Below are 21,695 nucleotides of genomic sequence, written 5' to 3'. Positions count from 1 at the left end.
TGCGTCTAAATCCAACAGCTCCATCCCAAACTGGGCATAAAAAAATCTGACGTTTACTTAACCACTGTAAGGGCTTCCTGCCCTTTCTCAATCAGATGCAGGCGATCTAGATCCAACTCAATCGTCGTCACCGAGCAAGTATCAGGGCGAAAAACAAGAACATTATCGTTGCCCTCGGCAAATCCTACTAATGAATTGATAACAACGAAATGTGTGACAAAAACCGCGTCTTCCGTCTGGCTTTTGGCAAACTCGACAATATTGGATCGCCAGTTTTGAAGCACATCCGATTGATTCTTCCATTGCCCCTCTAGAATTCCAGTCAGCCACTGACGGCGATCTTTAAACTCTATACCGGCGGACGGTACCTCTGTTAATTGCGGAGCAATATCAACTGTCTGTCGCCATAAGCTGCCAATCGGCTTCGCGGTTTCCTGAGCTCGCTTCAAGGGACTGCTAAAAATGTTAATTGGCGCCATCGTCTCATTCAGCAGCCGCCCGACAGCATCTGCCTGTGAAACCCCTTTGTCACTTAAACCTGGATCCGCGGTATTATCCCACGATCCCCCAGCCTCACCATGTCTAACAAGATAAATTTTTACACTCACACTCAGTCCCCTCTTCTTGATGTCTTTCAAATAACACATTTTTCTGTCCAGGAAGTAAAACAATCAACTGGGGGGGTAAAAAATAACGTGGCGCCAATCTGGCGCCAGAAAAACTACTTATAAGGGTTAAAATAATTTTTATAACAATTTAAAAGAGTTGTTTTTTCATCTATTAGAATATATAGATATGAAAAATATTAGAAACTTTATCTTCCACTACTTATTCGTCAGGCAGAAATAATCATGAACCACGCGCAGTTACGAGCTTTTCATGCAGTCGCAGAAAATAAAGGCTTTTCGGCCGCAGCAAGAAATCTAGGGCTTACCCAGCCCGCTTTAACGTTGCAAGTACAAGCCCTGGAGCAAAATTATAATACTAAACTATTTACACGTCGCGGCCGCAAAACCCACATGACAGCTCCCGGAAAAATGCTGTTAAATTTGTCTCGCAGAATATTCAGCCTGGAAAAAGAAGCCCATACACTTCTGTCCTCTCTGGAAACACTCAAAATCGGCCATTTGAAGATCGCCGCTCCTTCCTCCATACATGCTTTACAAGCCGCCGCCGCCTTTCAGGAAAAATATCCGGAAATAACCATCGGATTTACGACCGGGCCCTATAAAAAAATAGATGAAGAAATTCTCGATTATCGTGCCGATATTGCGTTCTTCGACACCCCTCCTGTCAATAATCAATATTACTATCAAAAAATTTATGACGAGCCTCTTAAAGTGGCAATATCACACCGGCATCCATGGTCCGGACGCGAGTCGGTATCAATAAGCGAGCTTCAAGATCAAAGGACCATCATCTCCATAAACGAGACGACCAACGGGCAAAAACGCGATCACTGGTCCCATCACGTAAAATATAACAAAGACGATCTTGTGATTGTCGAAAACCGGGAAATCAGCCGTGAAGCTGTCGCGAATAATATGGGGGTCTCATATTTTACGCCAACAGAAGTTTCCGGCGATAATCGTATACTTTTATTGGAACTTGAGGAACAAAGTCTGAGAATGGAAATTTTTGGAATATGTTTGGCGGAACGTCGAGATTCTCAAATCATTTCCAAGTTTTTCGAAGTTTCTTCTGATCTACGCGCTGTCAAAATTGATGCTTAATAAGCGACAGAAATTTTCTCTTCCTGACTAGCTGCTTCGATGGCCACGGTCATGCCTTCTTGCGCGACAAAAGTATTTGACCAGACTTTGCGCGCCTGCTTGGCCACATTATCCATAAAAGCGTCATCATGAGATGGATCATGGTGGAAAATAGCCATCTGCCCAACATTCGCTGCCTGGCACAATCGAATACCTTCTTGCCAGGTGGAATGCCCCCAGCCAGCAAATTTCGGATATTCTTCATCGGTATAAGTTGAATCGTAAATGACCAAATCGGCGCCTTCTATGAGGCTCAAAATATCCTCGTCAGGATGGCCGATAACATGCTCCGTATCCGTTATATAGCAAATAGAGCTGCCACCATGTTCAATGCGATATCCCGTACCCCCATCTGGATGCTTCAACGGCGCCGTTCGAACGAAAATTCCATCCCCTAATGAAAACGACTCGCCCGCCTTAAAGTCCGTAAAACTCAAATTCGCTGAAAGCTCTGAAAAGGGAACAGGAAAGGTCGGCTGACACATTTGAGAGGAAAGGACTTTTTTAATACCGCCGGATTCGCTCAAATGCCCCGCCATAATTTTGATGCTGACATCGTCCCGATAGACCGGGGCGAAAAAAGGAAATCCGTTGATATGGTCCCAATGAGTATGTGATTGGAGAAATAGGTATTCTTTAAGGTCTCGTTCCATCAGGCAGTTTCCGAGCAGGCGGACACCGGTTCCCGCATCAAGTATTATGATACGGCCATTGACGTTTACCTCAATGCAGGAGGTATTGCCGCCATACTTCATATGGTCTGCAGACGGTGTTGCTATGGATCCACGCACACCCCAAAATTTCACTTTTATACTCATTAAGCCTCGAGTCACCCCAATCCTAAAGAAACAACATATTACCTAATTTGTTATTTACGAACGACAATTACCAAGGGTTAACGTCTTACTTTGTAATCGTCGTCACGAAAAATTGACCATGATTGGCCAATTTTCCAATTTTATTTTCTATCAAGAGGCCTCGCGGTCCAGAATCCGTTCTGTTAGCTCCACCCAGTAATTAGCTCCAAGGGGTAAAATATCATCATTAAAGTCATAATTCGGGTTATGGACATGACAACTTCCCTCGCCCTGCCCATTTGCGATCATAATATAACATCCAGGGCGCTCTTTCAGCATCCAGGAAAAGTCCTCTGCCCCCATAACCGGTGTCACATCCTTATTGACACCGCCATTTCCGACTAACTCCACGGCCGCCGCAATTGCCTCATCAGTTTCATCCGCCGTATTAATTGTCGGTGCATATCGCCGATCATATGTAAATTCTGCAGTGGCACCATGCGCCTCAGCAATCCCGATCGCAACCTGACGCATCCGGTTTTCAATCATATCCTGAATATCCGGATCAAATGCACGTGTCGTACCGCTCATGACGACTTCTGCCGGAATAACATTTCCAGTGTGGCCTCCGTGAATCTGTGCGACCGTGATAACCGCAGAATGAAGCGGGTCCACATTCCGACTTACGATGCTCTGCCATGCTTGAATAATCTCCGCAGATATTACAACAGGATCCGTTGCCAGATGCGGAAAGGCCCCATGACCACCGTTGCCGGTTACCTTACAATCAAAAAAGTCAGCGGACGCCATGATGGGGCCCTTACAAACAGCAAAAGTGCCCACCTCATGTCCCGGCATATTATGCATTCCATACACACTATCGACAGGAAACAAATCGAATAGTCCATCACTGATCATAACGCGACCACCGGCAACATTCTCTTCCGCTGGTTGAAAGATAAATTGAACAGTCCCATCAAAATTCTTTGATTCCGACAAATGCTTCGCCGCTCCCAATAACATAACCGTATGACCGTCATGTCCACAGCCATGCATCTTGCCATCCACTTGAGACCGGTGTTCAAATTCATTCAGTTCTTGTAAATCCAACGCGTCCATATCTGCGCGCAGCCCAATTGCACGATTTCCGCTGCCGCTCGTCAATGTACCTACAACACCAGTTTTTCCAAGCCCTCGGTGAACTTTCAAACCAAAGCTTTCAAGCTTTTCAGCAACGAAATCAGACGTTTCATATTCTTCAAAAGCCGTTTCCGGATGCTTATGAATCCGATGGCGCCATTCAGTCATTTCTTTATGCAGGTTTTTGAGTTCGGGAAGAATTTTCATGGATATTTTTCCTGTTTTTATTGAATCTACGATCTTTGCGAAGAGCCTAGCACACCGCTCCCGTATTTTGAAAGCCTGCCCGGTTAAATGAAACAGGCCTAGATCAACAAATGTACTTTCTTTCGCCTCTCGAATGGACTAGAAAGCTTTCCATAATTTCGACAAATGGAATCAGCCGCTGAGGATCATTCGAAAATATCATGGTAAAACAAACTCTCGATAAAGATCTGGACCGAATTGGACAGATTGAATCTCAAGGAAATTTCGCGGTCAATAGCTACAAAGCCCTTGCATTGGCCGGATTGTTTTTGCTTATTGTTTGGGCATTTTCCGCAAGTATTATCACTACAGGAGAACATTCAACACTCATCATAATTGCCGCTATTATTGGCGGCTACATGGCCCTTAACATTGGGGCAAATGATGTCGCAAACAATGTTGGACCAGCCGTTGGCTCCCGTGCCCTGACTATGACGGGTGCTCTTGTCATCGCCGCTATCTTTGAGTCTGCAGGGGCAATATTGGCGGGCGGCGACGTTGTAAATACAATAAAAAAGGGAATCATAGATCCCTCCTCTATGGAAAACAGCCAAGTATTTATTTGGGTCATGATGGCTGCATTGTTCTCCGCCGCATTATGGGTCAATATTGCAACTTGGATCGGCGCGCCCGTTTCAACTACCCATGCTGTCGTTGGCGGTGTTATGGGTGCCGGCATTGCGGCGGCTGGATTTAGTGTGGTCAATTGGACCACCATGAGCGCAATAGCGGCAAGCTGGGTTATCTCTCCCGTTATGGGTGGCATCATTGCCGCTGTATTTCTTGCGTTTATCAAATCCTATATCATCTATCAGGACGATAAAATTGCGGCCGCCAAACGCTGGGTCCCCTTGCTCGTGGCCATTATGGCCGGTGTCTTTTCCGCATATTTGATTATGAAGGGTTTAAAAAAGATTTGGAGACCGGATGGCGTTACGATCTTGTTCGTCTCATTGGCATTATTTGCAGCTGTATATGCCCTCGTAAAACCAATTATCGCCAAAGCCGCTGTCGGCATGGAAAACCGAAACAAATCCCTGCGGATCCTATTTACAATACCCCTTATTTGCTCGGCCGCACTTCTGTCATTTGCTCATGGCGCCAATGATGTTGCCAATGCTGTCGGCCCTCTCGCTGCTATCGTAGGTACATCAGCCTCAGGTGCAATTGACGCTAAAGTCGGTATCCCGCTTTGGGTTATGCTTATCGGTGCTGTCGGATTAAGCGCCGGATTGTTTCTTTTCGGGCCTAAGCTCATCAAAACCGTAGGGGAACAGATTACAAAGATGAACCCCATGCGAGCTTATTGTGTTGCTTTGTCTGCGGGCATTACTGTTTTGATTGCATCCGCTCTAGGTCTGCCGGTCAGTTCAACACATATTGCTGTGGGAGCTGTATTTGGGGTGGGATTCTTTAGGGAATGGGACACAGAACGTCGGGCCAAGAAAATACGTTCCATCAATAGGCCTGCAAAAATAAATCCCGAAAGTAACCTGCCCGAAGGAATTGACGAAAAAAATAACAATCGACGTAAAAAGCTGGTACGCCGATCTCATTTCATAACAATTATTGCTGCCTGGATAATTACTGTTCCCTGCGCCGCCTTACTTGCAGCAGGCATTTTTCTCCTGATTTCTCACTTCGCCTCCTAAAGGTGTCATTTGCCGTTCAGTAACATTTGCGCGTCTTGTTGAAATTTTTCATATAGAAAATCCAAAAATACACGAATTCGGCTAGTACCGATCAGATCGCGGTGAGTAAGCAACCACATATCAATATTCTGATTAATCCTGTCTGGAAGGAGTCGGACGACCGTATCGTCTTTTGGCACCAGATAATGCGGTGCTAGAAATAGTCCCATCCCGTTTTTAACCGCTGCGATCTGGGCCGCTACTGTATTGCACTGAAATTTTACATTTGCCTCTCCAACCATTTTTGACAGTGCCTTAGTCAAGACGATATCATCTCGGGTCTGCTGCCATCCGATAAAGTCGTGATCTTTGAGATCATCAACAGACTGCGGATAACCGCGTCTTTCAAGGTAATCTCTCGCCCCATACAGACCGAACCCAGCTTTCCCGACACGCCGTCCGATTAAGTCTAAAGATCTTGGGTTTGCAAGCCGTAACGCGACGTCAGCTTCTCGTTTTCGCAAATCAAGGACAGAGATATTGAGGATAAGTTCGAACCGGATGTTCGGATAAATTTTCTGAAACTCGCTGATTTTCGGCGTCAACCAATAGCTGCCAAACCCTTCTGTTGCTGAAAACCGGATCAGCCCGGAAAGTGATTTATCCATCCCCCTAATCTGGCTCTCGATATCGCGAAAACCTGCTGCGGTTTCCTCTATTCTGGCTTTTATCTGCTGGCCCGCGGTTGTCAGTAGATAGCCATGAGAAGCCCTTTCGAACAATCGTGTTTCAAGCCTAACTTCAAGCTCGGAAATTTGCCGACCGACCGTCGGTTGTGACACGGAAAGCTGGCGGGCGGCCGCAGACAAGCTACCGGTTTCCGCAACCGCTAAAAAATATCTATAAAGATCCCAGGACATGTTTATTCATTTTTGTATAGTTGATATACATCAATAGCATATTTTCGTATTGATAGTAATCCCTATCTTTAAGCTATAGCCTAACTAAAAATGGATTTATTATGACCCTCCAGAATATCGATTTGGAAAAAGCGCGACAACAAATGACCGGCCTCCAACAACTTCAGGCGATGGTCGCGGGTGCAGTGCCCCCTCCGTCTATAGCCAGTACTCTTGATTTTACCTTAAAAGAAATTTCATACGGAAAAGCCGCCTTTGAAGGAAAACCAAGTTCCAAGCATCTCAATCCAATGGGTAGTGTCCATGGCGGGTACGCAGCGACTTTACTTGATTCCGCCTTAGGCTGCAGCATTCATACAATGATGGAACCTGGAGAAAATTACACCACTGTCGATCTGAATATCAAATATATACGCGCCATGAAACCCGGAATGGGCCTTGTAACTGCGACCTCGGAAGTGGTTCACAAAGGCCGTAAAATTGCCACTGCAGACGCAAAACTGATTGGCGAGGACGGCAAAATTTACGCGACAGGAAACACCACCTGCGCCGTATTTTAGGCGACTTTCTAATTTGACATCGGGACCGGCGACACACCAAACAAGCTGGAATGGAAATGAAATACCGCCGCGAATACAAACAAACCCAGAAGTATGCGCCACCAAAGCGGCTTGAATGAGAAGGTCGCCCGTCCCTGAATAAGTGCAAGGAACGGAATATTTGACGTCCGGGCAGCGTATCGATCCCAGTCACCTGCTAATTGCTGCGCCTTTTTTGCGTCAATTAAAAAGCTTCCAGCTAGAGCCAGCACTCCAAATCCACCAAAAAAGATGAGAGATGTGCTGTCGGAATTATTAACCACATGAACAATCGACCAAAGGATAATTGCCCACATTAAGGGATGGCGGGTAATGGCATTTATTCCGCTATACGCGAACTCCTTATCCACCAGTTTATCGCCGCCCAATGTTGTGGGGTTTGGACTGGTATACGCACTAACAAATAATATGAAGGCAATGGGCATCAAAATAGTCCCCAAATACAATCCGGTGTTCCCGGCATCCCAGATTGGTGTTCCAAATGGCGTTTGAATATACGCATATATGACCCAGGCAAATGCTGCGATGGATAGCAGACTGAAAAAACCAAGATAGGCACCTGTCCCGATTTTGGAGACAAGGGCAACTCTAAGGTAACTGGAAGGAATAATATGGATAGCGAGAAAGACAATCATCGCTGCCGAAAGCATAAACAAGGAACCAGTCATAATAACGCACCCACCACGCTGTTGTCAGATAATTAAAGTTTGGCATAACGCGCACGTCAGGAGAAGAATATTGTGACCCTTACTATAACGCAATGAGAGGTTCGTCACATTCTGTCATCGATATTTCGTATTAGTATCAATGGCGGTCAGGGTATTTGTCGACAGTTTTGATACCTTCATCCGTCAATTTACAAACGAGCCAGTCGGGTTTGATGGGATTCTTAAACCACGAGGCAGCCCATCCTTTACGAATACAGCTGCGGATCGTCGTCGCGTTAATTTGCTGACCGTTGGGATCAAACAGAGGCAATTTGCCGCCTGGCTGAAAACGGCCAAGTCGCAAATATTTCAACTGCGCCGTTGTTGGAGCTTTCATAATCATCCGATCAGACTAGCTGAATATGTAACCGGTTAAAAGCCTTTGAAAGTAACTTGATGAAATCGGGTCTTTTCATATGTGTGACCTCAGTCTAAAACCATCATCAAACTTACGACAAGGAATAATACGATGACACAAGAAGCCGCTTATATAAAATATTTTCCAGTTTCATGGGAAGAACTGCATCGCAACGGCAGAGCGCTCGCCTGGCGACTCATGGAGAAAGCCCCTTTCAAAGGAGTCGTTGCTGTAACACGAGGAGGTTTGGTTCCGGCGGCGATTGTCGCCCGAGAACTTGATATTCGGCATATCGAAACAATTTGTATTTTGGCCTACCGGGATGACAAAACAGTCGGCGAGGTCAATGTCATCAAACCGCTCGAACTGGAGAATGGCGGCGAAGGCTGGTTGATTGTAGACGACCTGGTGGACAGCGGAATAACGGCCCGGCACGTGCGCGAAATGCTCCCTAACGCCCACTTCGCCAGTATTTACGGCAAACCCAAAGGGTTGGAGCAAGTCGATACCTTTATTACAGAAGTAAGTCAGGATACCTGGATCCTGTTTCCATGGGATCAGGCACCAACATTTGTCAAACCCATCGTCGAAGAGACACGATCGAAATCGGAGTAGTGCCATGCTAAAACTGGCCGCAAACTTAAGCTTTTTATATCAGGAGCTAGCATTTCTTGATCGATTTGAAGCGGCGGCCAAAGATGGTTTTAAAGGTGTCGAATATTTATTCCCCTATGGCTGGTCTGGTCCAGAACTCTTTAATTTATTAAATGACAACGGATTGAAGCAAGTTCTTTTCAATACCAGCGCCGGTGACTGGAATGCTGGAGAGCGGGGCCTGGCATGCCTTCCAGGAAGAGAACAGGAATTTCAAGATAGTATTACTCTGGCCCTAGAGTACGCGGCGACACTGCAATGCCCGCAAATCCATATTATGGCAGGCCTTCGAGACCAGACAATCGCCCATAGTGCACAGCTGGAAATTTATCACCAAAATCTAGCATTTGCCGCCATCGAATGCGCGAAAAGTAACGTTATCGCTCTTATTGAACCAATTAACGCGAAAGATATTCCGGGTTTCTTTTTGGAAAACGTCGCTATGGCAGCTTCAACCCTCGAAGTTGTCGGTCGCTCAAATCTCAAAATTCAATTCGATGTCTATCATATCCAGCGAACAGATGGCGACATCTGTCAGCAATATCTGGCAAATGCTGATAACATAGGTCATCTTCAAATCGCCAACCCACCGCATCGGTCCGAACCAAGCAATGGTGAAATTAATTATCCCTATATATTCGAATTTTTAGAATCTGAGGGATATTCGGGATGGATCGGATGTGAATACAAACCATCTACCACGGCATCACAAACGCTGGGGTGGGCGAAAGAATTCCTTACTTGCTAAAATTGACGCATCAAGTCTTCGTGACAGATTGCATTGGAATTATTGAAACTTTAAGACAATAGCGTTACACCTGAATATCAAAACAAATAACTAAGTGTCCGTAATGCTATTATTTTTAGGGCAATAGGCTTTACCATGGCCGTCGTTGAACGAAACAAGACAAAAGAAAAAATTCTCAACCCGATTTTCTCGGCAACGAATAGCATGCCGGTCAAACTCGTCGCTTGTGCGATCGCCATCGGCTTGTTGGCTGGATATGGTGCAGTAGGTTTTCGGATCGCCATCAGCGAGCTGCAAACCCTGTTTTATGGATTTGGAAGCTACGATATCATTTCGATGGCGGATAGCCTTCCCTGGTGGCAAATTGTTGCTGTCCCTGTAATTGGCGGACTCATCGTCGGTTTTTTCCTGAAATATCTGATGCCGGGTAATCGCCCGCAAGGTGTCGCTGACGTTATGGAAGCGGTTATCGTCAATCGCGGCAAGATGAAATTGCTGACAGGCCTTGGAGCAATGTTTGTGAGCGCGGTATCCCTCGGTTCCGGCGCGTCTAGTGGTCGCGAAGGTCCAGTGGTACATTTTGGTGCGATGATTGCCAGTCAGCTCGGACAACGGTTACGTCTACCCTCAAAATATTATATGACTCTGGTGGCCTGCGGTGTGGCATCTGGTGTTGCCGCGTCCTTCAACGCGCCGATTGCCGGGATGTTCTTCGCGCTTGAAGTTGTGGTCGGATCTCTAGCCACGCAAGCCTTTGCGCCAATTGTAATCGCGTCCGTCGTCGGAACGATCGTCAGTCGTATTTACGTGGGGGACTTTCCAGCTTTCATCATTCCTCAATACAACATCGTTTCTCTCTGGGAATTTCCAGCAATCGCATTGCTTGGCGTTGTTTCAGCCTTTGTTTCGCTGATTTTCATATGGAGCATTACATTTTCGACGAAAACTATTGACCGTTTTCATATTCCCGACGTTTTACGCCCTGCGGCGGGCGGTCTTGTGCTGGGACTCATTGCAACTCAATTTCCGCAGATTATCGGTGTTGGCTACGAGGCGACAGATAGTGCGCTGAAGGGTAATTACGGGTTGCTTCTACTGCTCGCGCTGATAGTGGTGAAAACAATAGCTGTCGGAATTACCATAGGCAGCAAATTCGGCGGTGGGTTTTTCTCACCTTCATTGTTTATCGGAGCAATGACCGGGGGCGCCTTTGGCCTTATCGCTGCACAAGCAGTTCCAGAAATGGCAGCCAGCCACGGACTCTACGCAATCATCGGAATGTCCGCAGTCGCCGCCTCTGTACTCGGGGCGCCTATTTCAACCATCCTCATCGTGTTTGAGCTGACAGGCGATTACAAGATTTCTATCGCGGTGATGATCGCTGTATCGGTGGCAACTCTTATCACAAAGAATATAATCGGGCGGAGCATATTTCAGACGCAGCTTCTCAATCGGAATGTTGACGTCAACGAAAGCCGTGCTCTTCGTCAATTGAGCTTTCGCCAAGTGCGCGGCATCATGGATCGTGAATTTATAGAAGTCGCCAAAGATGCGCCGATGGCAGATCTTCGAAAAATTGTTGGCAACACCAACCATGACAAATTTGTTGTTGTTGATCCGGAAACCCATGAGTTTTTCGGCCGTATCGATTACTCTGATTTAAAAACTCATTTGTTTGGAGACGAGCCAGAAGAAAATTTGACGGCAATGGACCTTGTTCATGAAGATAATCCAGTCTTATTTCCAGATACCAGCCTAAAAGCCGCCATTAGTATAATTGAAAAAGCTGGCGTTGAGCATATTCCGGTCATCAATAGAGCGGGCGACCGCCGACTTATCGGTATATTGCACCACAACGATCTATTGCATGCATATAATGGGGCACTGCTCTCTGCTCAGGACGATGCACGAGACAAAGTTTTCAAATAAGATTAATCATTCGATCTGGTATAGCCGGGCAGATCATGTTGAGCTATATCATATAACCATGAGTGACAATTTTGACATTGGTAGTTTTGACGCCCCTGAAAAACTGCCTTCCGCCCCAGATTTATCCTATCTAAATGGCCTGAATGAAGGGCAAACTGCCGCAGTCCAATCTCTTGATGGACCGGTACTCGTTCTCGCTGGCGCGGGAACGGGTAAAACACGTGTCTTGATCACACGACTGGCTCACATACTGAACATGCGAGATGTAAGACCTTGGGAGATTCTCGCGGTTACATTTACCAACAAGGCCGCAGCCGAAATGCGGGAGCGCACGGCAAACCTGGTCGGACCACAGGCCATTGAAATTAAACTTGGCACGTTCCATTCAATTGGTGTCTGGCTATTACGCCGTCATGCAGAATTGGTCGGACTTAATACGAATTTCACAATCTTGGATACGGATGATCAACTCAGGTTGCTAAAACAAATCCTTACCGATGAAGGTATAGATGTAAAAAAATGGCCGCCTCGAGGTTTAGCCGCAATCATAGATCGTTGGAAAGATAAAGGTTTACGCCAGGATCAAGTAAAAGATCTAGAGAGCAGTGGATTTGCGCATGGCCGCGCTGGTGATTTATATAAAATCTACCAAACTCGTTTGACCGCTCAAAATGCATGCGATTTTGGTGATTTATTGCTGCACATCCTTACACTCTTTCAGCAAAACCCGGAAATACTCGCCCAGTATCAAAACCGCTTCAAGTATATCCTCGTTGATGAATATCAAGATACCAACGTCGCGCAATATTTGATGCTCAGGCTGCTTGCCCAAAAACATAAGAACATTTGCTGTGTTGGCGATGACGATCAGTCCATTTATGGCTGGCGTGGCGCTGAAGTCGGTAATATCTTAAAGTTTGAGGACGACTTTCCAGGTGCTGATATTATCAGATTGGAAAGAAATTATCGCTCTACCTCCCATATTTTAGGTGCCGCGTCTGGATTAATTTCTCAAAACGAAAGTCGGCTTGGCAAAACCCTTTACACAGAAGGAAATGAGGGCGAGAAAATTGTCCTCAACGGGTTGTGGGATGGTGGCAATGAGGCTCGCTGGGTTGCTGACGAAATTGAAAACATCGAACGCAAAGGCACTAGTCTAAAGGACATTGCAATTTTGGTTCGCGCCAGTTTTCAAACCCGGGATTTTGAAGAGTGTTTTTTGAGCATGGGTATAAAATACCGTGTCATTGGCGGATTGAGGTTCTATGAGCGCCGAGAAATTCGGGATGTTCTTGCGTATCTTCGGGTCATAAACCAGGCTGATGATGATCTGGCTTTTGAGCGAATTTACAATTTGCCAAAAAGAGGTCTTGGGGCAAAAGCACTTGAAAAGATTAGAGACATCGGTCTCACCAATAATATATCCCTTTCCCGGGCGTCGGCTCTTGCTGTTGAGCAAAAACTGTTTAAAGGAAAGCCCCTCGCAGCACTTTCCGCATTATGCGATAACTTTGATCATTGGCGGGCACAGAAAGACCTAATTCCACCGAATGAGCTCGTTGAAGCTGTTCTCGAAGAGAGCGGATATTTTGACATGTGGCGTCAGGATAAATCTGTTGAGGCTGAAGGGAAAAAAGAAAATTTGAAAGAGCTTGGACCTGCTCTCACAGATTATGAAAGTCTTGGCCAGTTTTTGGAGCATGTGTCCCTTGTTATGGAGAATAACGAGAATAAAAATGATGAAATGGTCAGCCTTATGACGCTTCATTCAGCAAAGGGACTAGAATATGACACGGTTTTTCTCCCCGGTTGGGAAGAAGGCCTATTTCCTCATCAGCGTGCCTTAGATGAAAACGGCCTCAAAGCCCTAGAAGAGGAACGCCGCCTCGCCTATGTTGGAATTACCCGCGCCAAGTTGCGTTGCTATATAAGCCATGCCAGCAACCGCCGCATTCATGGCCAATGGCAGTCCTCTCTGCCTAGCCGTTTTGTTGATGAATTGCCCAAAGAGCATGTTGCTGATCAATCTGAACAAGGCATTTACAGTACTAAACGGTCCACTGACTCACCATCTTCCTTCGCTTGGCGAACGGCAGAGGCGACGCATTACACAGACGTGCTGACAAAACGGGCTGCTGCTAACGAGGTTTTGGTCGACAATGCCACGCAACCCTTGAAGACTGTGGCGAGTGATGCGGGCAAAGAAGTTGGTGACCGCATATTTCATCAAAAATTCGGCTATGGCCGTATTGTAAGAAAAGATGGTCCAAAACTCGAAATCACCTTCGAAAAAGCGGGTACAAAGAAAGTGATGGAAAATTTTGTCCAAACCTGCTGATACTTCCCTTTGGCAACTCAGCGTTACTCTTCCTTTGCAAGAACTTGAACCAATTGAACAGATCCTTGAGGAACATGCATTAACAGTTTCTATGGAAGAAGCTGTCGCAGATGGTTCCCGTTGGACGATGAATGTCTTGTTTGAACAAATGCCAACCGAGGAACTCCTTCAACGGTTGGATTCGGATCTTGAGTATATTGTTGCGCCTCTGGTCCAGAAAGACTGGGTTTCGGAAAGCCAGAAATTGCTCCCACCAGTCGACGCCGGGCGATTTTATATTCACGGATCACATGATGCCGTTCACCCCTGTATTTCTCGACATGACCTGACAATTGACGCTGGACGCGCCTTCGGAACGGGACTGCATGAAACGACTTTCGGCTGTCTAGTGGCAATTGATGACCTCCGAAAAAACCAAGAGTTTTATAATGCACTCGATCTCGGATGTGGTTCAGGTGTGCTTTCCCTCGCGATTGCGAAAGCCTGGCGACGCCCCGTGCTTGCCAGCGACATAGATATAGATGCTGTCCTGGTTACAAATGAAAATGCCAAGAAAAATGGCCTGTCGCCGCTCATTAAAACAGAGCATGCAGCAGGTCTGAATAGCCGCGCCCTACAACAACCCGCACCTTACGACCTCATCGTCGCAAATATACTTGCAAAACCCTTAGTCACGATGGCTCACGGCATTACCAGCGCTTTGGCGAGCGGCGGAGTCCTCGTACTGTCTGGATTGCTCGGCAAACAAGAACAAATGGTGCTAAGCAGTTACCTGCTTCAGGGCATGCGTCTACAACGTCGATACGCCATTGGTGAATGGCGTGCCCTTGTCTTGGCAAAATAGAAAATATTTCGTCTAGAAAAGAAGCAGCCGGTCCATTAACACTATGGGGGGATGCATATGAACCGGCTGCTGACGATCAAACCGCGTGACGGTGATCGTTATGCTGTTTGTTATCATTCGGCGGGATGTGTTGATTATTGGTGCCATCAATCACCGTTAAACCACCTTTTTCTCCTTGAGCAATAACGGACGGACCGTTTTCTTGGTGTTGGCTCAAATTACCGCGTACAGCGTCGGGTATCATGCCCCGCGAGAGGCCTAAATCGGCAAGCTGAACGTCAGTCATTGCCATCAATTCACGGTAACCCGCCCGCATCCGCATTGCTTTTTCAACATTTGCCCAGACATTTCCAAAATATTTTTTCGAAGCCGTGAGCAGCGTTGAAAAGCCTCTCCGCCGGTGCCCACTAACGACAAGTTCAATTTCTCCTCGGGTAATTCCGAGTTTTGCCAAGTCATAGTCGCGCATTGCGTAGAGTTCTTTTTTTGCCGTCGAATTGCGCTGATATTCTGCAATACGTCGTGATAGGGACCGTGACGTCAGACTCAATCGTCTCATAAGATAATTTCTTCTGAAACGCCTCGACCGCAGATGAAGTTCATCCACTGTTTTTCGGTTATGGTTAGATGGATTAGCAACAGCAGTATTTGTTGCAAAAAATCCGCCAAAGTCCGCCATATAATAGTGCATCATGTCTATTCCTCCACAAGAAGTGTCGAAGACCTGCGATCTATACCGCTTTCCCTCTAACCCTTCCGGCAACCTAACTGGCGTTTACTTAAATGACTGATATAAACACAGTCGATTTATGCCTGCCTTACAGAATAACAATCGGGATAACGTTACCCAAAATCATTAAATTAGCCTTCTCCTGTATCAACAGTTATGCATCAAATATGGCCTAAAAGTGTCAATAAAGCTGGGCACGTCCTTCAATGCCAATTTACTTATTAACCTATTGTTTTTACATGTAAATAATTTTACTTTGAGAGATAAATTTTATCTAGATATTGGTAATTTTTTATTGAAAATAAAAAAATCCCCCACGCTTCTCAGCATGAGGGATTGGTTAGTTAATTGCTTGCAATCGGAATTACAAACTCATTGTCTTAATCAGACCGCGTGACGGTGCTCATTGTTGTTGCTTGCATGCGCGAGGTTGTCATTGGCAAGAAAAGCTGTATTGCCATGAACAGCAGCTTCAATATCGCCTTTTACTAGCCCGATATCCGCAAGCTGGCGTGTGTCCATCGCCATTAGCTGAGCGTACCCTGCCCGTGCCTTCTGCGCATGCGCTATCTTTGCTTTAACCGTTGCCCAGAAAGACGGCGCTGATTTAGCATCCATATTTCCTTCTACGGCGTAATCGATTTCCGACCGCGTAATGCCTAAATCATCTAATTCCCGGTTTGACATAGCATGCAGGCTTCTTTTTGCCGCTGCGATTTGTTGCCGCTTCGCAAAGTTGCCGACCACTTTTTTATAGAAAGACGCAACGCCATTTGACATATATTCGCTTCTCAGTACATGACCGCGATAGATCAATGCGTCGACATCAACATTCTTTTTAGTCACTTGAACGGGTTGGATCATAGCCAAAGCTTCAAGTTCTTTCTGGTTGTAGTTCATCATAATACTTCTCCTTTAGAAGCAGATTCCCTTTCGGGTCTATTTAACTAAAGCGTTATTCGCGCTCAGCCGTTCAATTTCATTTTCATTCACTGATTTACTTGCAATCTTGTAATCACGTTTTGCTTCTTGCATTGACACAATATTTAGCAAATCAACTTCGACAGTATTTGCAGTTTTTTGTTGTTTCCTTGAACTCAAAATCCGCTGCCAAAATGGCGATGCATTAAAATGACCATTCAACGAAGAGCCATCTGCGTCGCTATTTGAAGCGCCATACTGCAAATGCAATGCTTGTCCGTATTTTTCGTTTCTAGAGAACATATCAAATTCCATACTGTTTGTTCCTGATACTGATTATATTGCATCGCATTCATTAAAAAACAATGGCTTACCCTCTGAATCTGCCCGCGAAGATCGTATTGGTGCATTGCATAAAATGCATAGCTAGGATTGCACTCAATCAAAAAAGCCCCCATATTCATGCAGAATAAGTCCTTTAATGCTAAATGCCCCATTGCCCGGAGATGTTATGAATACAGCCGCAGAGATAGACACCCTTATCGCAAGCAATCATACGGGTCTAAGCAAAGAGTCGTTAATGGAACTTATCGAGGCTGTTGCCGCGGCTCCGTACCGGCCGGATGAAGACAACACCCTTCGTCATGTATTGCCAAACTTATCGCCGGAACAAATAACGTCCGTAAAAATGGTGCGCGATGCCTATCGTGATCGTATCGAAAAGATTGTTCTATCGCCTGAAAATTCGACCACCCGCTTAGCGGCATTACGCGCAAAAATGATCGCTGAAAATGCTGATGGCTTCATTGTTCCACTGAACGACGAATATCATGGTGAGGCGGCCCCCGCATGCTCCGAGCGTTTGAAATGGCTGACGGGCTTTACTGGGTCAGCCGGCGTTGCCGGTGTCTTGAAAGACAAAGCCGCAATCTTTGTTGACGGACGGTATACCTTACAAGTTGTAAATGAAGTCGACACTTCATTATTTCAGCCCCGGCATGTTTCAGATGAGCCAATGTTTGCCTGGATCGAAGAAAATATGGCCAGTGGCCAGACATTAGCGATAGATCCCTGGCTTCACACAGAAAGCAGCGTCAATGCCTTCAAACAACTGACGAAGCGTCTTGGGATATCGCTGAAAGAAACAGAGACCAATCTTATTGATGATGTCTGGACGGATCGCCCGCAACCACCTCTCGCAATGGTCGTCCCTCATACCGACATGTTTTCAGGAGAAACTTCGCGCGACAAACGGACAGCGATTGCTGCCACCTTACAAGGAAGCGCTGTCGATGCCAGTATCCATACTTTGCCAGATGTAAATGCGTGGCTCTTGAATATTCGCGGAGCTGACCTTCCTTGTACGCCATTCGCATTGGGATTCGGCATTCTACATAAGGATGCCACAGTCGATCTTTACATGGATGAGCGCAAACTTTCACCGGAATTATCGGAACATCTGGGAAATAGTGTCCGATTATTTAATCCTGACCAATTCCACGAAGGTCTTACCAGTCTCAACGGTAAGTCTGTTCAAATCGATCCCTCCACAACCAGCCAATGGATCGTAAACAAACTAACAAGCGCGCAGGCCAAAATTATTCGGGCGGACGATCCGTGCTTACTGCCAAAAGCCACGAAAAATGCCACTGAAGTTGCAGGGACGCGGAGTGCCCACATTCGAGATGGTGCTGCTGTTACAAAGTTTTTGCATTGGCTTTCTTTAAATGCAGCATCCGGATCTGTGGATGAAATCTCTGCGGAAGCTCAATTACGGGAATTCCGTAAGACGGGGGATAAATTTAAAGACCTAAGTTTTCCGACAATTTCGGCGGCCGGGCCCAACGGCGCTCTTTGTCATTATCGCTCGACTGATGCATCCAACCGTAAACTTGAAACAGGTACACTCTACCTTGTTGATAGCGGCGGACAGTATCTAGACGGTACAACTGATATAACGCGCACTATTGCAGTCGGGGAACCAACGGAAGAGATGCGGCAACGCTTTACTCTGGTTCTCAAAGGTCATATTGCTCTGGCAACCGCCAGGTTTCCAAAGGGAACAACGGGGAGTCAGCTTGATACGTTGGCCAGAGCACCCCTTTGGGCCGCAGGCCTTGATTATGATCATGGTACAGGCCACGGTGTTGGAAGTTATTTATCTGTCCATGAAGGGCCGCAGCGCATTTCAAAAATGCCAAATTCAATAGCCCTCCAACCCGGCATGATTATTTCGAATGAACCCGGGTATTACAAAGCAAACGATTACGGGATCCGGATTGAGAACCTTGTGACTGTTTATGAAGTTGATGGTTTGAAGAATGCGGAATTAACGACTTACGGTTTCGAAACCCTAACCTTTGCTCCGCTTGATCAGAATTTGATTGAGACGTCATTACTAACCACTGAAGAATTGCAATGGGTAAACAGCTATCATCAATCCGTATGGAACAAAATTTCACCCCTAGTTTCCCGAGATGTTAAAGATTGGCTGCAATCGGCCACAACTTCTATTTAGAGCTTAAGACGTGCCCATTAAGTCAACCCACTCTTGTTCAGTTAAAACCTGCACACCCAGATCGGTAGCTTTTTTGAGTTTGGAGCCAGCCTTCTCGCCAGCGACGAGATAATCGGTTTTGGCGGAAATGGATCCGCTGACCTTAGCTCCAAGCCCTTCTGCTCGGGCTTTCATTTCTGCGCGCGTCATCAATTCCAAAGACCCTGTAAAGACAACTATCTTCCCGGCTATAGGGCTGTCATTGGTTGGAATATCAAAGTCCAGTATTTCCACTTCTTCCAGAAGTTCATTCAGAATCTCTTGGTTTTTTTCCTCATTGAAAAACTCGCGAGTGGCGTCGGCAACAGCTTCGCCGATACCATCGATATTCAATAAATCGACATACTGCTCACCGGCATCGTCTCTTGCCGTATCTAGAGCGGCTCGCAAATTGTCGAACGTTACGTAATTTCTTGCCAACAAACGTGCATTGCCCTGTCCAATATGGCGGATGCCAAGGGCATAGATAAATCGATCCAAGTCAATATGACGCCGCTCATCAATCGCCCCAAACAGATTATTAATGGCTTTGTCACCAAAGCCATCTCTATTTTTAAGCCGTTGCAAATTGCCGGGCGTACTATCGCGTTTTTTGAGAGTGAAGATATCAGCAGGAGACTTTATAAGATCATCAGCATAAAAGGCTTCTATTTGCTTAGCGCCCAATCCATCAATATCTAGTGCATTGCGTGAAACGAAATGCTTCAGTCGTTCTACCGCCTGCGCACGGCAGATCAAGCCACCAGTACAGCGCCTGATTACATCCGTCTTTCCGGTAATGGCATTAATCTCCTTAACAGCATGACTGCCACAGACAGGGCAAACTGTCGGAAACTTAAAAGGTAAACTATTTTCTGGCCTTTTTGCCAAATTGGCCTCAACCACTTGTGGAATAACATCGCCAGCGCGTTGAATTATGACGGTATCGCCTACGCGAATGTCCTTGCGTTCAATTTCTTCTTCGTTATGCAAAGTCGCATTAGATACAACAACTCCTCCAACAGTTACGGGGTGCAGCCTTGCAACGGGTGTTAGCGCACCAGTGCGACCAACTTGGATTTCGATATCCTGAACTAAGGTACTTGCTTTCTCTGCCGGAAATTTATGAGCAATTGCCCAACGTGGACTACGGCTTACAAATCCGAGGCGGGCTTGCCAATCCAGACGGTTTACTTTGAATACAACACCATCAATGTCGTAATCGAGCGACGACCGTAATTCCTCTATTTTACGATAAGAATCTATGGCCTCTGCCATATTGGCGCATACACGAGATAGAGGGTTGACCGAAAACCCCCATTTAGCAAATTGTTCGAGTATTTCCGACTGTGACTTGCCCGGAATCTCAGAAGCATCCCCCCAGGCATACGCAAACAGGCGAAGGTTTCTAGAAGCCGTTATCGACGTATCCAACTGTCGCAAACTACCCGCGGCAGCGTTTCTGGGGTTCGCAAAGGTTTTCGCATTATTCGCCAGCTGCGCCTCGTTGAGAGCTCGAAAATCAGCGCCGGACATGTAAACCTCGCCGCGCACTTCAAATACAAATGGTGTGATCTCCTCTGAGCCCTCCAAACGAAGAGGAAGGTCAACGACACCCTTCAGGTTTTCAGTGATATCTTCACCTTCTTGGCCATCTCCCCGTGTCGCCCCCTGAACAAAAAACCCAGCTTCATATCTAAGGCTGGCCGACAATCCATCTATTTTGGGCTCTGCAAAAAAAGCAACTTCTTCATCAGGCGGCAATCCTAAAAATCGACGCACTCGGTTTTCAAATTCCTGCAGTTCGTCGCTATTGAAAGCGTTATCCAAAGATAGCATTGGAACTTTGTGCCGTACTTTACCAAACCCTTTTGCCGGTGCACTACCAACACTTTGGGTAGGGCTATCCGGTGTAATTAAAACCGGAAATTTCTGTTCCAATCCGACTAATGCGCGTCGCAACTCGTCGTAATCTGCGTCCGAAACTAATGGATCATCATCTTGATAATACCGAGCGTCATGATTCCTAATTTCGGCTGCCAATCGCTTATGCTCTATCGCTGCGGTATCAGCCCTCAGTTTTGCTATATCTTCCATTCCATCAGCCCTGTATCAGGCTTTGAGCCGCGGCCCGTGCCTCATTCGTAATCGTCGCCCCAGACAGCATTCTAGCGATCTCTTCCTGTCTTTGAACTGAGCTTAGCCGAACAACAGAGGTTGTTGTTCCGCTACCGTTATCAGTTTTCTGAATATTCCAGTGAGCCTCGCCCGATGCGGCGACTTGAGGGGAATGGGTTACTACAAGAACTTGCAATTGTTCCGCCAACCTACGTAATCGTTCGCCAACAGCATCGGCAGTTGCCCCGCCTACACCGCGATCCACTTCGTCAAAAACAAGTGTCGGTGCTGAACCGGATTTTGCCAGAACTACTTTTAAGGCAAGCATGAATCTGGAAAGTTCGCCGCCGGACGCTATCTTTATCAAAGAACCCGCAGTACTTCCGGGATTTGTTGAAATCAGGAATTCAACTTTGTTTGATCCGGAGGATCCCCAATGAGCTTCATCCAAATCTGTAACTTTCGTTATAAATTGAGCACTGCCGAGTTTTAACGGACCCAACTCTCTTTTTACTGCCGTGTCCATTTTGGTCGCCGCGATTTTACGATGCTCACTTAATTTATTTGCTTTGAGGACGAAGGCAACTTTCGCGTCTTTCGCTTCTTGTCGCAGTTTTTGAAGTTCTACATCACTCTCTTCTACGGCTTTTAGTTTGGCCTTAAATTGTGCAAGTAAGACAGGTAGCGCTTCCACTGTACATTTATGC

19 protein-coding genes and 1 pseudogene are annotated in these 21,695 nt (G+C 46.3%); 9 read left to right on the top strand and 11 right to left on the bottom strand.

Annotated elements, in window-relative coordinates; all coding sequences use genetic code 11:
* Positions 1-53: 53 nt before the first annotated feature.
* Positions 54-608, bottom strand: a complete 555-nt coding sequence (locus V7723_RS03110) for a histidine phosphatase family protein (RefSeq protein WP_335682964.1) — start codon at positions 606-608, stop codon at positions 54-56.
* Positions 609-851: 243 nt separating this feature from the next.
* On the opposite strand from V7723_RS03110, the gene V7723_RS03105 reads away from it, so the two are divergent.
* Positions 852-1,733 carry a LysR substrate-binding domain-containing protein gene (locus V7723_RS03105; protein WP_335682963.1) on the top strand — a complete coding sequence of 294 codons (882 nt, stop codon included), beginning with the start codon at positions 852-854 and terminating at the stop codon, positions 1,731-1,733.
* Here V7723_RS03105 and V7723_RS03100 read toward each other — a convergent pair.
* Both V7723_RS03100 and V7723_RS03095 read right to left on the bottom strand, forming a co-directional pair.
* Positions 1,730-2,590, bottom strand: a complete 861-nt coding sequence (locus V7723_RS03100) for an MBL fold metallo-hydrolase (protein WP_335682961.1) — start codon at positions 2,588-2,590, stop codon at positions 1,730-1,732. The genes V7723_RS03105 and V7723_RS03100 overlap by 4 nt on opposite strands.
* Positions 2,591-2,740: 150 nt before the next feature.
* The gene (locus V7723_RS03095) at positions 2,741-3,916 is read right to left on the bottom strand and encodes a M20 aminoacylase family protein (protein ID WP_335682960.1); all 1,176 of its coding nucleotides are present in this window, start codon (positions 3,914-3,916) and stop codon (positions 2,741-2,743) included.
* Between the two features lie 200 nt (positions 3,917-4,116).
* On the opposite strand from V7723_RS03095, the gene V7723_RS03090 reads away from it, so the two are divergent.
* The gene (locus tag V7723_RS03090; RefSeq protein ID WP_335682958.1) at positions 4,117-5,607 is read left to right on the top strand and encodes an inorganic phosphate transporter; all 1,491 of its coding nucleotides are present in this window, start codon (positions 4,117-4,119) and stop codon (positions 5,605-5,607) included.
* 5 nt (positions 5,608-5,612) lie between these two features.
* On the opposite strand, the gene V7723_RS03085 is transcribed toward V7723_RS03090, so the two are convergent.
* The gene (locus V7723_RS03085) at positions 5,613-6,506 is read right to left on the bottom strand and encodes a LysR family transcriptional regulator (protein ID WP_335682957.1); all 894 of its coding nucleotides are present in this window, start codon (positions 6,504-6,506) and stop codon (positions 5,613-5,615) included.
* Positions 6,507-6,607: 101 nt separating this feature from the next.
* Between V7723_RS03085 and V7723_RS03080 the strand changes: the two genes are divergently transcribed.
* Positions 6,608-7,066: a PaaI family thioesterase gene (locus tag V7723_RS03080; RefSeq protein ID WP_335682956.1), complete on the top strand. Its 459-nt coding sequence runs from the start codon at positions 6,608-6,610 to the stop codon at positions 7,064-7,066.
* A gap of 8 nt (positions 7,067-7,074) precedes the next feature.
* Here the strand turns inward: V7723_RS03080 and V7723_RS03075 are convergent, their stop codons facing one another.
* Both V7723_RS03075 and V7723_RS03070 read right to left on the bottom strand, forming a co-directional pair.
* Positions 7,075-7,773: an NnrU family protein gene (locus V7723_RS03075; RefSeq protein ID WP_335682955.1), complete on the bottom strand. Its 699-nt coding sequence runs from the start codon at positions 7,771-7,773 to the stop codon at positions 7,075-7,077.
* A 136-nt stretch (positions 7,774-7,909) separates the two neighbouring features.
* A complete protein-coding gene (locus V7723_RS03070) occupies positions 7,910-8,149 on the bottom strand; it encodes a hypothetical protein (protein ID WP_335682954.1) in 240 nt (79 codons plus the stop codon).
* A gap of 132 nt (positions 8,150-8,281) precedes the next feature.
* Here V7723_RS03070 and gpt point away from each other — a divergent pair, with 132 nt between their 5' ends.
* The 5 genes from gpt (at position 8,282) to V7723_RS03045 (ending at position 14,683) form a co-directional block, all read left to right on the top strand.
* Complete coding sequence (gpt, locus tag V7723_RS03065; protein ID WP_335682953.1) at positions 8,282-8,785, top strand: xanthine phosphoribosyltransferase; 504 nt, start codon at positions 8,282-8,284, stop codon at positions 8,783-8,785.
* Positions 8,786-8,789: 4 nt separating this feature from the next.
* A complete protein-coding gene (otnI, locus tag V7723_RS03060; RefSeq protein WP_335682952.1) occupies positions 8,790-9,572 on the top strand; it encodes a 2-oxo-tetronate isomerase in 783 nt (260 codons plus the stop codon).
* A 135-nt stretch (positions 9,573-9,707) separates the two neighbouring features.
* Positions 9,708-11,501: a chloride channel protein gene (locus V7723_RS03055; RefSeq protein WP_335682951.1), complete on the top strand. Its 1,794-nt coding sequence runs from the start codon at positions 9,708-9,710 to the stop codon at positions 11,499-11,501.
* A 58-nt stretch (positions 11,502-11,559) separates the two neighbouring features.
* On the top strand, positions 11,560-13,839 hold the full coding sequence (locus tag V7723_RS03050; RefSeq protein WP_335682950.1) for an ATP-dependent helicase: 2,280 nt from the start codon (positions 11,560-11,562) through the stop codon (positions 13,837-13,839).
* On the top strand, positions 13,823-14,683 hold the full coding sequence (locus V7723_RS03045; RefSeq protein WP_335682949.1) for a 50S ribosomal protein L11 methyltransferase: 861 nt from the start codon (positions 13,823-13,825) through the stop codon (positions 14,681-14,683). The genes V7723_RS03050 and V7723_RS03045 overlap by 17 nt, the downstream gene beginning before the upstream one ends.
* A gap of 76 nt (positions 14,684-14,759) precedes the next feature.
* Here V7723_RS03045 and V7723_RS03040 read toward each other — a convergent pair whose 3' ends face one another.
* The 3 genes from V7723_RS03040 to V7723_RS03030 form a co-directional block, all read right to left on the bottom strand.
* Entirely contained in the window at positions 14,760-15,377 is a 618-nt protein-coding gene (locus V7723_RS03040) for a DUF1127 domain-containing protein (protein WP_335682948.1), read from the bottom strand.
* Between the two features lie 420 nt (positions 15,378-15,797).
* Positions 15,798-16,316, bottom strand: coding sequence for an RSP_7527 family protein (locus V7723_RS03035; RefSeq protein ID WP_335682947.1), 519 nt, complete (start codon positions 16,314-16,316; stop codon positions 15,798-15,800).
* Positions 16,317-16,352: 36 nt separating this feature from the next.
* Positions 16,353-16,649 (bottom strand): hypothetical protein, encoded by a 297-nt coding sequence (locus V7723_RS03030; protein WP_335682946.1) that lies wholly within the window; start codon positions 16,647-16,649, stop codon positions 16,353-16,355.
* A 196-nt stretch (positions 16,650-16,845) separates the two neighbouring features.
* Here V7723_RS03030 and V7723_RS03025 point away from each other — a divergent pair, with 196 nt between their 5' ends.
* Positions 16,846-18,852: an aminopeptidase P family protein gene (locus V7723_RS03025; protein WP_335682945.1), complete on the top strand. Its 2,007-nt coding sequence runs from the start codon at positions 16,846-16,848 to the stop codon at positions 18,850-18,852.
* A 3-nt stretch (positions 18,853-18,855) separates the two neighbouring features.
* Here the strand turns inward: V7723_RS03025 and ligA are convergent, their stop codons facing one another.
* Both ligA and V7723_RS03015 read right to left on the bottom strand, forming a co-directional pair.
* Positions 18,856-20,967 (bottom strand): NAD-dependent DNA ligase LigA, encoded by a 2,112-nt coding sequence (gene ligA / locus V7723_RS03020; protein ID WP_335682944.1) that lies wholly within the window; start codon positions 20,965-20,967, stop codon positions 18,856-18,858.
* A 4-nt stretch (positions 20,968-20,971) separates the two neighbouring features.
* Positions 20,972-21,695: pseudogene (locus V7723_RS03015) on the bottom strand (DNA repair protein RecN); the annotation flags it as partial.

Source organism: Sneathiella sp. (assembly GCF_036960985.1).
GTDB lineage: Bacteria > Pseudomonadota > Alphaproteobacteria > Sneathiellales > Sneathiellaceae > Sneathiella.
The sequence above is the reverse complement of the archived record's forward strand: the minus strand, read 5'-3'. Positions and strand labels throughout refer to the sequence as shown.

Bases quoted from the DNA above. Each gene is read 5' to 3' on its own strand.
- V7723_RS03105 (WP_335682963.1), top strand. From the start codon at position 852: ATGAACCACGCGCAGTTACGAGCTTTTCATGCAGTCGCAGAAAATAAA.
- V7723_RS03100 (WP_335682961.1), bottom strand. From the start codon at position 2,590: ATGAGTATAAAAGTGAAATTTTGGGGTGTGCGTGGATCCATAGCAACA.
- V7723_RS03095 (WP_335682960.1), bottom strand. From the start codon at position 3,916: ATGAAAATTCTTCCCGAACTCAAAAACCTGCATAAAGAAATGACTGAA.
- V7723_RS03090 (WP_335682958.1), top strand. From the start codon at position 4,117: ATGGTAAAACAAACTCTCGATAAAGATCTGGACCGAATTGGACAGATT.
- V7723_RS03085 (WP_335682957.1), bottom strand. From the start codon at position 6,506: ATGTCCTGGGATCTTTATAGATATTTTTTAGCGGTTGCGGAAACCGGT.
- V7723_RS03080 (WP_335682956.1), top strand. From the start codon at position 6,608: ATGACCCTCCAGAATATCGATTTGGAAAAAGCGCGACAACAAATGACC.
- V7723_RS03075 (WP_335682955.1), bottom strand. From the start codon at position 7,773: ATGACTGGTTCCTTGTTTATGCTTTCGGCAGCGATGATTGTCTTTCTC.
- V7723_RS03070 (WP_335682954.1), bottom strand. From the start codon at position 8,149: ATGAAAGCTCCAACAACGGCGCAGTTGAAATATTTGCGACTTGGCCGT.
- gpt (WP_335682953.1), top strand. From the start codon at position 8,282: ATGACACAAGAAGCCGCTTATATAAAATATTTTCCAGTTTCATGGGAA.
- otnI (WP_335682952.1), top strand. From the start codon at position 8,790: ATGCTAAAACTGGCCGCAAACTTAAGCTTTTTATATCAGGAGCTAGCA.
- V7723_RS03055 (WP_335682951.1), top strand. From the start codon at position 9,708: ATGGCCGTCGTTGAACGAAACAAGACAAAAGAAAAAATTCTCAACCCG.
- V7723_RS03050 (WP_335682950.1), top strand. From the start codon at position 11,560: ATGAGTGACAATTTTGACATTGGTAGTTTTGACGCCCCTGAAAAACTG.
- V7723_RS03040 (WP_335682948.1), bottom strand. From the start codon at position 15,377: ATGATGCACTATTATATGGCGGACTTTGGCGGATTTTTTGCAACAAAT.
- V7723_RS03035 (WP_335682947.1), bottom strand. From the start codon at position 16,316: ATGATGAACTACAACCAGAAAGAACTTGAAGCTTTGGCTATGATCCAA.
- V7723_RS03030 (WP_335682946.1), bottom strand. From the start codon at position 16,649: ATGGAATTTGATATGTTCTCTAGAAACGAAAAATACGGACAAGCATTG.
- V7723_RS03025 (WP_335682945.1), top strand. From the start codon at position 16,846: ATGAATACAGCCGCAGAGATAGACACCCTTATCGCAAGCAATCATACG.
- ligA (WP_335682944.1), bottom strand. From the start codon at position 20,967: ATGGAAGATATAGCAAAACTGAGGGCTGATACCGCAGCGATAGAGCAT.